This window comes from Corynebacterium sp. KPL2850 (assembly GCF_040225855.1).
Lineage (GTDB): Bacteria > Actinomycetota > Actinomycetes > Mycobacteriales > Mycobacteriaceae > Corynebacterium.
This window is the reverse complement of sequence record NZ_JBEHFV010000006.1, coordinates 30,979-45,276: the sequence shown is the minus strand read 5'-3', so window position 1 is coordinate 45,276 and position 14,298 is coordinate 30,979. Positions and strand designations below refer to the sequence as shown.

The following is a 14,298-nucleotide window of genomic DNA, read 5'->3' as shown; positions in this document are numbered from 1 at the left end:
CACTCTGTTCCTCAGTTACTCCTGAAAGGGCACTGCAATGACATACACCGCCACCCGCGATATTGCTTATTGCCGGGATGCCTCAGCGCTATTTCATAGATTGGCGCGATCGAGCGATTCCTTATTATTGGAAAGCGCTGATATTGAAACCAAGAAAAACCTCACGTGCCTGGCCGTGCTTGATGCCGCGGCAAAGGTGACCTGCACCGGCCAGCGGGTTCGCGTCCTCGCGCTCAGCCCAGCGGGGGAGCAGCTCATCACCATGCTGCAAGCCCGCTTCGCTAACCGGATTGTTTCACGTGAAACCACGGAAATTGTTTTTGAGTTCTCACCCTCCAACGAGTCCGATGAACGGCAACGGCTCCTAGATGAATCGACGGCGGATATCCTCCGCGCGCTGCAGCGCGATGATTCCTATTCCTCGCCCCTATTGCCCTTCGTCGCCGGTGGGTTTGCCTATGACTATTTGGCCACTTTTGAAAACCTGCCTGAGGTAGGCGAGGGGCCCAATAAGTTTCCCGATTATGAATTCCTTGTCGCTCAAACTGTCCTCGCGGTGGATCACCTTACGCAGACGGCACGGGTAGAGGGCTGGGATATCGACCGAGCCCGCTTGGAAGAAACGCTCGATGCGCTCTCCGCCGCACCCATCGACGCGATAGGGGACCCAGCGCCCAGCCAACCTGTGGGAACGTTGACGGCGACCGCGGATATTGATGATGCCGCGTTTTGCAATCAGGTAACGCGGCTCAAGGGCAATATTGATTCCGGCGATATTTACCAGGTCGTCCCCGCCCGTACATTCACGGTAGATTGTCCCGATGCTTTCGCGGCCTACCGCCAGCTCCGAGAGACCAATCCTTCGCCGTATATGTTCTATCTCCGGGGAGAAGATTATGAGCTTTTCGGCGCATCACCGGAATCCAATCTGAAGTTTGACCCCGCGACGCGGCAGGTGGAGCTCTATCCCATTGCCGGAACTAGGCCCCGCGGGCTCAACCCGGACGGCACGATCAACGATGAATTGGATATCCGCAATGAGCTAGAAATGCGCACGGATACCAAGGAGCTAGCCGAGCACACCATGCTGGTAGATCTCGCGCGCAATGATCTCGCCCGCGTAGCAGAACCCGGCACCCGGCGGGTGGCAGACCTGCTCCAAGTAGACCGCTATTCACGAGTCATGCACTTGGTCTCCCGCGTGACCGCCAGGTTGCACGAGGACTTCGATGCCCTCGATGCCTACCGCGCCTGCATGAACATGGGAACATTGACCGGCGCACCCAAGTTGCGCGCCAGCGAGCTCATCCGCCAGGCCGAACACAAGCGCCGTGGCTCCTACGGCGGCGCAGTGGGGTACCTGCGCGGCGACGGCGCCATGGATACCTGCATTGTCATTCGCTCCGCCTTCGTCCACCGCGGTACGGCCGCTGTCCAGGCCGGTGCCGGGGTGGTGCACGATTCCGTCCCGCAATCCGAAGCCGATGAAACCCTGCACAAGGCCTATGCCGTTCTCCACGCCATTGCCCTCGCGCACAACGCCACCCTGGAGGTACAGCGATGAATTCGCCGCACGTGGTTCTGCTCGATAACCACGATTCCTTTGTCTATAACCTCGTCGACGCCCTCGCCGGCTACCGCACCACCGTCTACCGCAACAGCGTGTCCGTCGCGGAGGTGCTCGCATCCGAGCCCGATATTATTGTCCTTTCCCCAGGCCCCGGTCACCCACGCGATGCTGGATGCATGATGGAGCTTATCGGTGCCACCTTGGGCACCATCCCCATCCTCGGTGTCTGCCTGGGTTTCCAGGCGCTACTGGAATACCACGGTGGCGGGGTAGGGCCCTGCGGACCCGTACACGGCAAGTCCATGCCTATGACGCTTACCGATGCCGGCACTGCCCACCCAGTCTTCGCCGGGCTAGCCACCGATGCCGATCCCGCCCAGCCCGGCGTCCCCGGTACCCAGGTCCCGGTGGCGCGGTATCACTCCTTGGGGTGCACGCAGGTGCCGGCCGGCATGCGGGTGCTCGCGGAGACGGAGGCGGATATCGGCACCATCGCCATGGCAGCCGAAACGGACGATGGCATGGCGCTGGGGGTGCAATTCCACCCCGAGTCGATCCTCTCGCCCCGTGGCCCAGACATTCTAGACCGTTGCATCTATCAACTATCCACTACTCCCACTATGGAGCTAAAGCACTAATGACGAACCAAAGCCCGCTAAAAACGCTGCAAGCTTTCTTAGATAATCCCGCGCCCACCGTGGAGGAAGCAACCGAGGTCTTCACTCCGGTTGCCGTCGGTGATTATGACGATATTCAGATCTCCGCGTTGCTTACACATATCCGCACCCGCGGCGAAACCCTCGCGGATATTACGGGTGCCGCCAAGGCATTCCTGAACGTTGGCCACCCATTTCCCATTACCGGTGAAGGCCTCATGGACTCCGCGGGAACGGGCGGCGACGGCGCGAATACCATTAATATCACGACGGCTGCCTCCTTGGTCGCCGCCGCTGGGGGAGTGAGGATGGTCAAGCACGGCAACCGGTCCGTCTCCTCCAAGTCCGGGTCCGCCGATGTGCTCGAGGCACTGAATATTCCGCTGGACCTTGACGTGGACCGCGCCGTCCGGCAGTTCGAAGCCTCCAACTTCACCTTCCTCTTTGCTCCGGCCTACAACCCGGCCGTGGCCCACGTGCAACCGGTGCGCAAGGCGCTCGGGGTCTCCACCATTTTCAATACCTTGGGACCCTTGCTCTCCCCAGGCCGGCCCGAGCTACAGATCATCGGCATCGCCAACCCAGCACAAGGCCCCATGATCGCCGAAGTTTTCCGGGAACTGGGGCGCACGCGAGCGCTCGTCGTCCACGGCGCCGGTACCGATGAAATCGCCACCCACGGCACCACACAGGTCTGGGAGCTGAAGGACGGCGAGATTTCGCACTATGAGCTCACGCCGGAGGGGTTGGGCATCGCCAAGCATGAGCTCAGTGAGCTCGCCGGCGGCGACGGTCAAGATAACGCCGCGCATGTGCGCGCCATCTTTAATGGCTCGGGCAAGCCGGCGCACTATGATGCGGTCGCGGCATCGGCTGGAGCGATGTTTTATCTGGGTGGCACCACGGCTTCGATTGCAGAGGGCGTCGCGCACGCCAAGGGGCTCATCGATAACGGGGACGTGGACCGCTGGCTGCGCACCCACGAGGAAGCCGAGTACTAAAGAAACCACACTAGGGATAAGAAATGACAGAAGAGAAACTGCCGACAGTCCTCGAGGGGATTGTGGCTCAGCGCCGCACCCACCTTGCCGGCATTCGCGAGCGCATCGCGCACGTAGACGTAGAAAAACTTGAGCCGTCTCGCCGTTCGCTTTTTGCTGCGCTCAATGGCACCAACCGCTTCATCATGGAGTGCAAGTCTGCGTCGCCATCCCTCGGAATGATTCGCGAGGATTACCGCCCCGGCGAAATCGCGCGCGTCTATTCCCGCTACGCGGATGCCATTTCCGTGCTGTGTGAGCCCGAGCGGTTCGCCGGGGATTACGATCACCTCCAGACCGTCGCCCAGTCCACGCACCTGCCGGTATTGTGCAAGGACTTCATCGTCGATCCGATTCAGGTCTATGCCGCGCGCTACTACGGCGCGGATGCAATTTTGCTCATGATGTCCATCGTGGATGATGAGACCTTTGCACAGCTGAAGACTTTGGCGGACAAGCTAGGCCTCGACGTCCTCACTGAAGCCATCACCAAGGAGGAGGTGGACCGCGCGCTGTCCTTCGGGGTGGAGATCATCGGTATTAATAACCGCAACCTCCATGACTTGAGCATCGATCTCTCCCGCACCGAGCAGCTCGCCGGGTACGTGCCTGACGATAAGGTCGTCGTCTCCGAATCCGGCATCCGCGATAACCACACCATCCGGCGCTTGGGCGCCCACGCGAACGCCTTCCTCGTCGGCTCCCAACTCAGCTCCCACGAGGACATCGACCGCGCCGCCCGGGATCTGCTCTTCGGCGCGAATAAGGTCTGCGGAATCACCGCCGCCTCCACCGCCCAAGCCGCCCGCGCCGCCGGTGCCCGCTACGGAGGGCTCATCTTCGCTCCGGATTCCCCGCGCAATGTTTCACGTGAAACCGCCGAGAAAATCATCGCCGCCGAGCACGGCTTGGATTTCGTAGCAGTCAGCCGCAGCGACGACCCCGCAGAGTTGCGGGCCGTGGCGGCGAACCGCGGGCTATCCGGAATCCAGTTGCACGCCCCTTTCCAAGGCAGCGTGGAAGGGGAGCTATCACTGATCGAAAGCGCCCGCGCGGAACTCGCGAACGCCGACGCGGGGTTTGTCTGGCGGGCCATCGACATGACCAACCCTCAGTGGGTAGAGATGGCGCGACAACTTGCCGGACAGGTTGACCGCCTTGTGCTCGACTCGGGTAGGGGAGGGACCGGACGCAGCTTTGATTGGACGGATATCCCGGACGAAATCAAAGCCCATAGCCTGTTGGCCGGCGGCCTCAATCTCACAAACTTGGAAGAGGCACTCAAGGTGGGAACTGCGGGGCTCGACCTGAACTCAGGATTAGAAACGCGCCCCGGGAACAAAGACGCCGCCCTGATTTCTCAAGCCTTCCGCACCATCCGATTATTCAACCAACCTGAAAAGAGAGATTAATTATGCCCGATTCACGTGAAACACTCCTTCCCGCATACTTTGGGGAATTCGGCGGCCAATACGTCCCGGAATCCCTCATCCCCGCATTGGATCAATTGGAGCAGGCTTTTGTCGATGCCCAGAATGATCCCAGCTTCCGCGAAGAGCTCGCCGGATTGCTGCGCGATTACCTAGGCCGCCCGACCCCCGTCACCGAAGTAAAGAAGCTCGGCGGGAAGGCGCGGATCTTCCTAAAGCGCGAGGACCTCGTCCACGGCGGGGCGCATAAGACCAACCAAGTGCTCGGACAAGCCCTCCTGGCTAAGCGCATGGGCAAGAAGCGAATCATCGCCGAGACCGGCGCGGGACAGCACGGTACGGCAACGGCATTGGCATGTGCGCTGCTCGACCTCGAGTGCGTGGTCTACATGGGTGCTAAGGACGTCCAGCGCCAACAACCCAACGTCTTCCGCATGGAGCTCATGGGCGCAAAGGTCATCCCCGTTGATACCGGGTCCGGAACCCTGAAGGATGCCGTCAACGAGGCGCTGCGCGATTGGACCGCTACTTTCCATGAGTCGCATTACCTGCTCGGCACCGCGGCCGGCCCGCACCCATTTCCCACCATCGTGCGCGAATTCCACCGCGTCATTTCTACCGAAGCCAAGGCGCAGCTAATCGAGAAGACGGGCGGCCTACCCGATCTCGTTGTCGCCTGCGTGGGCGGCGGTTCCAACGCCATCGGCATGTTCGCAGACTTCATTGACGAAGACGCGGTGGAATTGGTCGGCGCCGAACCAGGCGGTGCTGGCCTCGATTCCGGGGAGCACGGCGCCACCATTAACAACGGCACCGTGGGCATCCTCCACGGCGCGCGCAGTTACCTCATGCGCAATTCTGACGGCCAGGTGGAAGAATCCTATTCCATTTCCGCCGGCTTGGATTACCCCGGGGTGGGCCCACAGCATGCGCACCTCCACGCAACCGGCCGCGCAAAGTATGTGGGAATCACGGACGCCGAAGCCCTAGAGGCATTCCAACTTTTATCCAAGAAGGAAGGCATCATCCCCGCCCTCGAATCCTCCCACGCCCTGGCCTATGCACTGAAGCGCAAGGAAGAAGACATCACCATCCTCGTATCACTTTCCGGCCGCGGCGATAAGGACATCGATTATGTCCGCCACACCTTGGAATCCCACCCCGAACTGCAACTCAAGGAGAACTAATCATGGGCAGCCGTTACGATGAACTTTTTGCCGCGTTGCGTGAGAAGAATGAGGGTGCGTTTGTCCCTTTCATCATGCTGGGCGATCCAACTCCTGAAGCTAGCCTGGATATCATCCGCAACGCAGTCGCCGCCGGGGCGGACGCCCTGGAGCTCGGCGTCCCCTTCTCGGATCCAGTCGCGGATGGTCCCACCATCCAGGCTTCGCATATCCGCGCCCTCGATGGGGGAGCGACCCTTGATAGCGCCTTGGATCAGGTGCAGACGATTCGGACCGAATTCCCCGATTTGCCCATCGGCATGTTGATCTATGGCAACGTTGCCTTCGCCCGCGGGGTGGAGCAATTTTATGCGGAGTTCGCGCAAGCGGGCGCCGATAGCATTTTGCTTCCCGATGTCCCCGTGCGCGAAGGCGCCCCTTTCATTGCCGCGGCAAAGGAAGCTGGAATCGACCCCATCTTCATCGCCCCCTCGCGGGCCGCAGAGCACACGCTTGCCGGCGTCGCCGAGCATTCGCAGGGATATATTTACGCGATCTCCCGCGATGGTGTAACGGGCACCGAAAAGGAATCAGAAACCACCGGCCTCGACGAGGTGGTCTCCAGCATTCAGCGCTTCAATGGGCCTCCGGTGTTACTTGGTTTCGGTATCTCTTCGCCACAGCACGTCGCCGATGCCATCGCCGCAAACGCCGCTGGCGCCATTACCGGATCCGCAATCACTAAGATCATCGACCGCCATGTTTCACGTGAAACCGGCGCCCCGGGAAAGATCGATGATGCGGATGCCTTGCATGCGGAGCTGACCGACTTCATCTCCGCGATGAAGGAAGCAACCAAGAAATAAAGCGTCCTCCGAGCGGTAGCGACACAAAAAGCCCCCTGGCCTCCTTTCACATTCATTGGGTGGGGAAGCCAGGGGGCTCAATTGTTTCACGTGAAATTAGGCCGCAGTCTCTGCCTCTTCTTCATTGAGGGTATCGACCTTGTCGCGGGCGAACTTATCGACGACCATCGCAATGGCGCCATCGCCAGTAACGTTTGCTGCGGTACCGACGGAGTCGATCGCGATATAAGCGGCGATCATCAGCGCCACCATTCCGTCATCAAAGCCCATCATGTCCGCCAATAGACCAACGGCCACCATAACGGCGCCGCCCGGCACGCCTGGTGCGGCGATCATCATGATGCCAAGCAGGAAGATAAAGCCCAGACCGGTGCCGGCGCTGATATCCATATTCGCCATAAAGACAATGGCAAAGGCGTAGAGCGTCAGCTTCATCATGGACCCAGACAGATGAATCGTCGCACACAGCGGAATTACGAAGCTCGCAACCGGCTTCGAAATACCGTTGCGCAAGCTGGACTCCAAGGACACCGGAATCGTTGCCGCAGAAGAGGATGTGCCCAGTGCCGTGAAGTATGCCGGAAGCATATTTCGCAGTGCCTTAAAAGGGTTCTTCCCTGCGATTGCCCCGGCCACCACGTACTGGAGCACGAGATAAACCAGCGTCATGACAACAGCTAGGATCAATACCTTTGCAAAGGCGGAGAGCACCTCGCCGATATTGCCGTTCATACCCAGCCCAAGGAACATGCCGAAGATGTAGAACGGCAAAATGGGAATAACGAATCCCCAAATCACCTTAACCACTACATTTTCCAGTTCCTTGGTGACGGTGTAGAGAGTATCGGACTTGACCGTCGTCATCGCGACACCAATACAGAAGGACAGCAATAACGCCGTCATCACTTCAAACGGTGGTGCCATCTCCACCTCGAAATAAGGCTCGAGGGAACCTTCGTCGACATCCGACACATTGGTCACTAGTGTTTGGCCCGCCAACATCGAGGGATAGAGCCACTTTGCCAGGCCATAAGCAATCAAGCCTGCCAGAATGGTGGAGCCATAGGCGATGCCTGCTGTCACTCCCAACCACTTTCCTGCGCCCTTGCCAAGGCCAGCAATCGCCGGTGCAACGAGCGCGAAAATCAAGACAGGAATGAAGAAATTGAGGAAGTTACCGAATAGACCGTTAAACGTGGCAAAGGCTCGACCGAACCATTCGGGCGCAAAAAGGCTAACGACAATGCCAAGCACGATGGCGAGAACGATTCGGAAAAGGAGAGAGTCCGCTATTTTCTTGAGATTCATGCAATCACAATCAGGTTAGGTGTTCCCAGTCCGAGAACGCACGTGGGTGCGTTCCAGCGGAAGGAGAGACAACGTGGTGCAGGTGCAAAACCGAGCGAATATCTATCGATCGATCCAAATTGAATATTACCCGAGCCGCCTTATATTTAAGACACAAGCCCCGTAGGTTAATTTCCAATATGGCGTTACAGGATTACACTAAGGATATGGTCGCAGTGGGAATCATATTTTTAGTCCTTGCCGTTTTCCTTATCGCGGTGGGCGCGCTCGCCGCCACCAAGCGGTTGCCCGGCAATAAATACATCGGCTTGCGTTTACAAGAAATCCGAAAGTCACGAGAAGCATGGGATAATGCCCACGCCGTCGCCGGTCCCTTCTGGGCCCTAGGTGGAGTATCGCTACTTTTCGGTGGCGTCGTAGCCTTCCGCGCGGAGGGTTGGATGTGGCTCATTCCGGTCACCACTTTCGTCATCGCGGTCCTCGCGCTTTCCGTCGGTTCGAACCTTGGATCCCGCGCGGCATTTCTTTATGAGCAAGCGCATGCCGATGACGAGGGTTGTGGCGATAGCTGCAACTGTGGCTCCGGCGGCTGCGGTGGGGAAGAGGCCTCCACTGACTCCGCCGCCCAGCCCGAGGTTGATCTGGGCGCACTCCGCCAGGCCGCCCGCCACTCTGATAACTAAATAATTAGCTTTCGCTTTTTCTCCCTCCCGTCCCTGTTCGGCAATCGCCGCATACAGAGACAAGCAAGGGAGATTTTTTATGACACTGTGACGTTATTGTTCTGGAACACGGATCTGCACCCTTTTCGTCACAACTAAATTAAACTAGCCATTCACCATGGTGCATTCCATATTGGGCCCCGCCTATATTGGAATTATTCCACTTACTGCGCTTCCTGTGGAAATTCCTGGAACTCGCATAGAGGTTCCGCACAGCTCGGTTCAGCCACTACACCTGGCGCAGGCAAGGGTAGACAATGGTAGGCATGAAGAAAACCACAGCCCTCGCCGCAATCGCCGTTTCCACTTTCAGCATCGGCTCTTATGTCGCCGATTCACACCGGATTGATCCAGAATCACAAGCCGCAGGAGGGGAGGGGCCACACCCCATCGTTAATGACTTGGGTCTAGATTCCGGCACATATGAACTCACGCCCACCAAGTCTGGTTCCGTCGACACCTGGAACGGCAGCCTTTCCTAATGGCGTGTTTCACGTGAAACCTGTACCGAACCGTTTTACTTCTGATGCCTGCAAACACTTCACTAACCGTTGCCGAAATCATGTTCCGGCCTTAAACCATTCAGGATAAAGTAGGGGCTATGAGTATCTGTTCACGCCGCATGTTCCTGCTCGGATCCGCTACGACTTTCGCAGGTGCGTACCTCGCGGCCTGCGGCTCAGAACCATCCGCGGAAATCGCGGCAACGGTCATTCCCGTAGGCTCCGGCATCATCGTCGACGGAGTAATCTTCACACAGCCGCAAGAGGGAGAGTTTAAGGCCTACTCCCAAACCTGTCCGCACCAACAAAACCCCATCACGGAGATCGACGGTATGACTGCCACCTGCACGGCGCATCATACGTCCTATAACCTGCAAGATGGTTCGGTCATCGAAGGCCCGGGTCGGGACCCGCTCAAAGAATTTGAGATAAGCCAAGAGGGCGCAAAGGTCACTACCGCGTAACTCCCGCGGACGCCGCACCCTCTACGCTCATGGTTTCACGTGAAACCACGCGGCTTAAGAGGAGCACACGGAAGAAAATTATCCGCACTACCTTTCGTGGAACCAAGCGCGACGGTTTACACTTTGGGTCATGCTGCACAGACTTAAAAAGCCGGATCCGCTCATCGTCCTCATCCTTACGGCCGTGGCAATCGCGATCATTGCACCGGCCCGCGGCACCTTCGCTGACGTCTTTGGCAGTCTGACGAATGTAGCGGTCGCGCTGTTATTCTTCCTTTACGGCGCGCGGTTATCCACCCAAGAAGCCTTAAATGGGCTCAAGCACTGGCGGCTCCACCTCACCATTCTCGCGTTCACCTTCGTTATTTATCCCCTCATTGGCTTGGCCCTACGGCCCCTCACTGGGTTCATTTCGGACGATATCTACATGGGAATACTATTCCTCACGCTGGTCCCGTCCACCGTGCAGTCCTCAGTGGCGTTTACCTCCATTGCGAAGGGGAACGTATCTGGGGCCATTGTCTCCGCCTCGACCTCCAACTTGGCCGGCGTCTTCATCACGCCAGTCCTAGTTATGCTGCTCATGGGTAGCGGTTCCGGACTGCATATCGATACCTCCGTCTTTGGGGAAATCTCCCTTTTGCTTCTCGCGCCCTTTGTGTTGGGCCAACTAACTAGACGCTGGATAGCGAACTTCGCCCAGAGCAAGGCTACAAAGGTGGTGGACCGCGGGTCCATTGCTATGGTGGTCTATTCGGCCTTCTCCAAGGGCGTGGTGGATGGAATCTGGTCCGCCATTTCTGTCTGGGAGATTGTCTTCCTCGTCGCTTTCGCCGCGGGATTCGTTATCTTCATGTTGTGGCTGACGCGATTTGTCTCCGGAAAACTTGGATTTTCTCGCGCCGATACTATTGCGATCCAATTCTGTGGCTCTAAGAAATCCTTGGCCACCGGCCTCCCCATGGCCTCAGTCATGTTTGCCTCAGGTCCGACATCGCTAGGTCTATTGATACTCCCGCTGATGATTTACCACCAGGTGCAGCTGATGATCTGCTCACTGTTGGCATCCCAGTACTCGCAGGAGAAGGAGGAGCAACTACACTAGGTTCCCATGGCTAATTACCTTTATGTGCGCACCGAACTATCCGTCCCGGGAGTGGGCTCAGCGGTCCACCTCGCAGAATTAGAAGAACACGATGCCCAGCGCTGCCGCATGCATCGCATGATCGCTTTGGATCCCGCGGACTCCATCGTCGGTGTAGCGACCCCAAATAGTTCCACGGGAAACGTGGACAAGCCGCAAGAAGTAGTTCCGCACCCCGATACCTACGATGAGTTCCCGGATATTAGCGCCCGCTATATGAACCAAGAACAGTTTGAGGCGCTGTGGACGGAGGCTACCACCAAGTTTGGGCTTTAGCTAAGCGCGGGCTAGAGCACCAAGTTCACTAGGATCATATAGAACGCGGTCCCGCAGAAGATGGATAATCCGGAATCCCGCTTCCACCTGTGCAGCCCAGCGGTGACCAACACACCCAGCAAGACTGGCCATAGGCCGCCGGTGCCATCCGCCTGTCCGGCAACGGCATAGACCACCAGGATCGTCATTACGCCCACGGGCATCATCAAGCCCAGCAGCGAAAAGAACTCGCTATCTTTCATCCACTTCTTTGCGGAGAAGGGAAGCTCCCGCAATAAAACGGTCACGATGCCAACGGGGATAAGGACCGCGGCAATCGCGCCTAAGCTGACTCCCGCCGGCATTTAGTCATCCTCCTTCACGGTCGTGGAGGCAAGCGGCTGCAGCCGCCAGGTGAGCGCGTTATCTACGCGAGGCGATAGATAGCGAATGATGAGCAACAGGAAATAGGCGCTCAGGGAGAGCATCAGCAGCTGCCCCGGGGTAATGAAAGCGGCGAGAATACCCAAGGCTGCAGCGGATAGCGGGAGGAACAGATCCTGATTATTGCGGAAGGAGTCCATCGCCAAGACGACGAAGAGGGCAACAAGCGCGAATTCCATTCCCTCGACGGAGGAGGGGATTACCTGGCCGGCGAGTGCACCAACGAGTCCGCCGCCCACCCACAGCATTTGGCAAAAGATTTGGATGCTCAGGATGCGGGTGCCGCTCAGCCGCTCCTCGCGCGGCAGTGCCGAGACGATGGCATACGTTTCATCCGTGAGGGCATAGGTGGAATAGGCCTTGCCCACGGGGGACTTAATCCGCTTGCGGGGAAACGTTAGCCCATAAAAGATATGGCGGAAATTCACCATAAAACCGGTAAGCAGCGAGGAAAGCGCGGAAACTCCGCCGGTAACCATGGAAATGGCGAGAAACTCCATAGAACCGGCGTAGATGACGATGGAAAATATGGGCGTCCACCACCAGCTAAAGCCGGATTGGACCATCAGGAGGCCAAAAGCCAAGCCCAATGGAATTAGCCCGAGAGCCGCCGCCCACGTGTCTTTAATGCCCTTGTGGATTTCCTCGCGCATACGGGTTAGTGTAACCGATCACTTTCCGCCGCCTAGGAATTAATTATCATCCACATTCACGGGATAGGTGGAATACAACGGCAAGGGCATAGGCTGGCGTTTCATGACATCGGCCCATAGATCGGCCGGGCCTGGGGCCACCACGTCCTGCGCTAGGGCGGGTGCTACGAACCATTCGCCGGCTTCGATTTCTTCCTCCAGTTGCCCGGGACCCCACTCGGCGTAACCGGCAAACATGCGCATCCCGGTGACCAGCGGCTCGATATCTTCCGGGTTGGAGCGCAGATCCACGTGCGCTAGGCGCGGTGCGAGGCGGCTGAGTTGTTCTTCTTTATCTGGATCCACACCTTGCTTGGTCTGCGCCAAGCCCACGACGGATTGCTGGTTGAGCGGACCGCCGATATACAGCGCCTGCGGTTTAGCAACGACGGGCATCCATTCTGGAAGCACGTTAAAAATGGCCACTTCTGAGCGCTTAGTGAGGTCCACGCCAAAGGTCATCATGTCATTGTGCTCAACCAGCAGGATGACAGAACGGGCGAATTCTGGGGACAGCATCCCCGGTGCGGACACGAGTAATTGCCCAGGGGCGGGTTCGTTGCGCTCGAGGGCATTAAATAATCTATCGGCAAACATCACTGTTTAGACTCCCACCACTGACGCAACTTCGCAATAGCCTCTTCCCGCTCGAGGGGGCCGTACTCCAAGCGCATTTCCTTCAAATAGGACCAAGCCTGACCCACTTCGGGCCCAGGGGAGAGGCCCAGGATTTCCATGATCTCGTTACCATCGAGGTCCGGGCGCACCCGCGCGAGGTCTTCCTTGCGGCCAATCTCCGCGATTCGCTCCTCCAATTGGTCATAGGTGCGCTGCAAGCGGCGCGCCTTCTTGGCATTGCGGGTAGTGCAATCGGCGCGCACCAGCTTGTGCAGGCGGGGAAGGAGGTCACCCGCGTCGTTCACATAGCGCCGCACGGCAGAATCGGTCCATTGATTTTCCCCAAAGCCATGGAAACGCATGTGCAGGTACACCAACTGGCCAATATCTTCCGTCGTGGCCTTGGGGTATTTCAGCTTCCGCAGCCGCTTCCGCGTGAGCTTGGCGCCCACCACCTCGTGGTGGTGGAAAGAAACCTTACCGTCGGTGTTATCGAAGGTATCGGGCTTGCCGATGTCATGCAGCAATGCGGCCCACCGCAATACCAAGTCGGGACCGTCCTCTTCTTGATCCATCGCCTGGCGCAGCACCTTCAACGAATGCGCGTAGACGTCCTTATGCTGCGCGTGCTCGTCCGTGGTCATGCGCAGGGCAGGGATCTCCGGGAAGATATAGTCCGCAATCCCGGTATTGACCAGTAGGTCGATGCCATCCCACGGCGCCTTGCCGCAGATGAGCTTATCCAGCTCCACTTGAACGCGCTCTACCGTAATCCGCTGGATCTCTGCCGCCATATCGCGCATGGCAGCAACCACGCGGTCTGCCACGTGAAACTCTAATTGGGACGCAAAGCGCGCGGCGCGCAGCATCCGCAGTGGATCATCGTGGAAGGAGATTTCCGGTTTATCGGGGGTGTCGAGCACCTTGTTGGCCACATCGTGGAGGCCGCCGAGGGGATCGTGGAACTCAAAGGTGGCATCGGCAAGCAGCTCAATAGCCATGGCATTGACCTTGAAGTCGCGCCGCACCAAATCGCCTTCCAGGCTATCGCCGTAGATGACCTCGGGGTTGCGGGACTGCCCATCATAGGAATCAGAGCGGAAGGTGGTGATTTCTATCTGTTGGCCCTTGTACACGGCGGATACGGTGCCATAGGCAATGCCGGTATCCCATACCGTTTCGGCCCACTCATCCAGGATTTCCTTGACCACCTCTGGGCGCGCTGGGGTGGTGAAGTCCAGATCATTGCCCAAGCGGCCGAGGAGGGCATCGCGCACCGAGCCGCCCACGAGGTAGAGGGCATGTCCGCGCGCGCTGAATTTCTCCACCAGCCCGCTCAATAAGCCACTGAGCGAGTTCACGGTAGACTCCGCGCGCGCAAGAACGCCGATTAACTGAGTGTCCTGAAAATTCACGGGTG

At 58.3% G+C, this 14,298-nt stretch carries 16 protein-coding genes; 11 read left to right on the top strand and 5 right to left on the bottom strand.

All coding sequences use genetic code 11. The features are described from left to right. The first annotated feature begins 37 nt into the window (after window positions 1-37). The 6 genes from ABRP93_RS03330 to trpA are packed head-to-tail and all read left to right on the top strand — an operon-like array spanning window position 38 to window position 6,728. Window positions 38-1,564, top strand: a complete 1,527-nt coding sequence (locus ABRP93_RS03330; RefSeq protein ID WP_349886899.1) for an anthranilate synthase component 1 — start codon at window positions 38-40, stop codon at window positions 1,562-1,564. Further along, on the top strand, window positions 1,561-2,208 hold the full coding sequence (locus ABRP93_RS03325) for an anthranilate synthase component II (RefSeq protein WP_349886897.1): 648 nt from the start codon (window positions 1,561-1,563) through the stop codon (window positions 2,206-2,208). The genes ABRP93_RS03330 and ABRP93_RS03325 overlap by 4 nt, the downstream gene beginning before the upstream one ends. Further along, the gene (gene trpD / locus ABRP93_RS03320) at window positions 2,208-3,227 is read left to right on the top strand and encodes an anthranilate phosphoribosyltransferase (protein WP_349886895.1); all 1,020 of its coding nucleotides are present in this window, start codon (window positions 2,208-2,210) and stop codon (window positions 3,225-3,227) included. The genes ABRP93_RS03325 and trpD overlap by 1 nt, the downstream gene beginning before the upstream one ends. A 23-nt stretch (window positions 3,228-3,250) precedes the next feature. After that, complete coding sequence (trpCF, locus tag ABRP93_RS03315) at window positions 3,251-4,678, top strand: bifunctional indole-3-glycerol-phosphate synthase TrpC/phosphoribosylanthranilate isomerase TrpF (RefSeq protein WP_349886894.1); 1,428 nt, start codon at window positions 3,251-3,253, stop codon at window positions 4,676-4,678. A 2-nt stretch (window positions 4,679-4,680) separates the two neighbouring features. Continuing rightward, window positions 4,681-5,883, top strand: coding sequence for a tryptophan synthase subunit beta (gene trpB / locus ABRP93_RS03310; RefSeq protein ID WP_349886892.1), 1,203 nt, complete (start codon window positions 4,681-4,683; stop codon window positions 5,881-5,883). Window positions 5,884-5,885: 2 nt separating this feature from the next. Beyond that, window positions 5,886-6,728, top strand: coding sequence for a tryptophan synthase subunit alpha (gene trpA / locus ABRP93_RS03305; protein ID WP_349886890.1), 843 nt, complete (start codon window positions 5,886-5,888; stop codon window positions 6,726-6,728). A 96-nt stretch (window positions 6,729-6,824) separates the two neighbouring features. Here the strand turns inward: trpA and ABRP93_RS03300 are convergent, their stop codons facing one another. Then, complete coding sequence (locus ABRP93_RS03300) at window positions 6,825-8,036, bottom strand: dicarboxylate/amino acid:cation symporter (RefSeq protein WP_349886888.1); 1,212 nt, start codon at window positions 8,034-8,036, stop codon at window positions 6,825-6,827. A 206-nt stretch (window positions 8,037-8,242) separates the two neighbouring features. On the opposite strand from ABRP93_RS03300, the gene ABRP93_RS03295 reads away from it, so the two are divergent. From ABRP93_RS03295 to ABRP93_RS03275, 5 genes are all read left to right on the top strand, one after another. Beyond that, entirely contained in the window at window positions 8,243-8,719 is a 477-nt protein-coding gene (locus tag ABRP93_RS03295; protein WP_034661150.1) for an SdpI family protein, read from the top strand. A gap of 305 nt (window positions 8,720-9,024) precedes the next feature. Beyond that, on the top strand, window positions 9,025-9,240 hold the full coding sequence (locus ABRP93_RS03290; protein ID WP_349886886.1) for a catechol 1,2-dioxygenase: 216 nt from the start codon (window positions 9,025-9,027) through the stop codon (window positions 9,238-9,240). Between the two features lie 119 nt (window positions 9,241-9,359). After that, window positions 9,360-9,725, top strand: a complete 366-nt coding sequence (locus ABRP93_RS03285) for a Rieske (2Fe-2S) protein (RefSeq protein ID WP_349886884.1) — start codon at window positions 9,360-9,362, stop codon at window positions 9,723-9,725. A 130-nt stretch (window positions 9,726-9,855) separates the two neighbouring features. Further along, complete coding sequence (locus ABRP93_RS03280) at window positions 9,856-10,830, top strand: bile acid:sodium symporter family protein (RefSeq protein ID WP_349886883.1); 975 nt, start codon at window positions 9,856-9,858, stop codon at window positions 10,828-10,830. A gap of 6 nt (window positions 10,831-10,836) precedes the next feature. Continuing rightward, window positions 10,837-11,145 (top strand): hypothetical protein, encoded by a 309-nt coding sequence (locus ABRP93_RS03275; protein WP_023024569.1) that lies wholly within the window; start codon window positions 10,837-10,839, stop codon window positions 11,143-11,145. Between the two features lie 11 nt (window positions 11,146-11,156). Here the strand turns inward: ABRP93_RS03275 and ABRP93_RS03270 are convergent, their stop codons facing one another. The 4 genes from ABRP93_RS03270 to ABRP93_RS03255 are packed head-to-tail and all read right to left on the bottom strand — an operon-like array spanning window position 11,157 to window position 14,293. Beyond that, window positions 11,157-11,489 carry a branched-chain amino acid transporter permease gene (locus ABRP93_RS03270; protein WP_023024572.1) on the bottom strand — a complete coding sequence of 111 codons (333 nt, stop codon included), beginning with the start codon at window positions 11,487-11,489 and terminating at the stop codon, window positions 11,157-11,159. After that, a complete protein-coding gene (locus tag ABRP93_RS03265) occupies window positions 11,490-12,221 on the bottom strand; it encodes an AzlC family ABC transporter permease (RefSeq protein ID WP_023024574.1) in 732 nt (243 codons plus the stop codon). Between the two features lie 39 nt (window positions 12,222-12,260). Further along, on the bottom strand, window positions 12,261-12,857 hold the full coding sequence (locus ABRP93_RS03260) for a YqgE/AlgH family protein (protein ID WP_284770829.1): 597 nt from the start codon (window positions 12,855-12,857) through the stop codon (window positions 12,261-12,263). Continuing rightward, entirely contained in the window at window positions 12,857-14,293 is a 1,437-nt protein-coding gene (locus ABRP93_RS03255; RefSeq protein WP_023024578.1) for a CCA tRNA nucleotidyltransferase, read from the bottom strand. The genes ABRP93_RS03260 and ABRP93_RS03255 overlap by 1 nt, the downstream gene beginning before the upstream one ends. Between the last annotated feature and the right edge of the window lie 5 nt (window positions 14,294-14,298).

Excerpts from the sequence above, each read along its gene's own strand:
- ABRP93_RS03260 (WP_284770829.1), bottom strand. The coding sequence starts at position 12,857 with ATGTTTGCCGATAGATTATTTAATGCCCTCGAGCGCAACGAACCCGCC.
- ABRP93_RS03295 (WP_034661150.1), top strand. The coding sequence starts at position 8,243 with ATGGTCGCAGTGGGAATCATATTTTTAGTCCTTGCCGTTTTCCTTATC.
- ABRP93_RS03290 (WP_349886886.1), top strand. The coding sequence starts at position 9,025 with ATGAAGAAAACCACAGCCCTCGCCGCAATCGCCGTTTCCACTTTCAGC.
- ABRP93_RS03265 (WP_023024574.1), bottom strand. The coding sequence starts at position 12,221 with ATGCGCGAGGAAATCCACAAGGGCATTAAAGACACGTGGGCGGCGGCT.
- ABRP93_RS03325 (WP_349886897.1), top strand. The coding sequence starts at position 1,561 with ATGAATTCGCCGCACGTGGTTCTGCTCGATAACCACGATTCCTTTGTC.
- ABRP93_RS03285 (WP_349886884.1), top strand. The coding sequence starts at position 9,360 with ATGAGTATCTGTTCACGCCGCATGTTCCTGCTCGGATCCGCTACGACT.
- trpA (WP_349886890.1), top strand. The coding sequence starts at position 5,886 with ATGGGCAGCCGTTACGATGAACTTTTTGCCGCGTTGCGTGAGAAGAAT.
- ABRP93_RS03300 (WP_349886888.1), bottom strand. The coding sequence starts at position 8,036 with ATGAATCTCAAGAAAATAGCGGACTCTCTCCTTTTCCGAATCGTTCTC.
- ABRP93_RS03280 (WP_349886883.1), top strand. The coding sequence starts at position 9,856 with ATGCTGCACAGACTTAAAAAGCCGGATCCGCTCATCGTCCTCATCCTT.
- ABRP93_RS03275 (WP_023024569.1), top strand. The coding sequence starts at position 10,837 with ATGGCTAATTACCTTTATGTGCGCACCGAACTATCCGTCCCGGGAGTG.
- ABRP93_RS03270 (WP_023024572.1), bottom strand. The coding sequence starts at position 11,489 with ATGCCGGCGGGAGTCAGCTTAGGCGCGATTGCCGCGGTCCTTATCCCC.
- trpD (WP_349886895.1), top strand. The coding sequence starts at position 2,208 with ATGACGAACCAAAGCCCGCTAAAAACGCTGCAAGCTTTCTTAGATAAT.
- ABRP93_RS03330 (WP_349886899.1), top strand. The coding sequence starts at position 38 with ATGACATACACCGCCACCCGCGATATTGCTTATTGCCGGGATGCCTCA.
- trpCF (WP_349886894.1), top strand. The coding sequence starts at position 3,251 with ATGACAGAAGAGAAACTGCCGACAGTCCTCGAGGGGATTGTGGCTCAG.
- trpB (WP_349886892.1), top strand. The coding sequence starts at position 4,681 with ATGCCCGATTCACGTGAAACACTCCTTCCCGCATACTTTGGGGAATTC.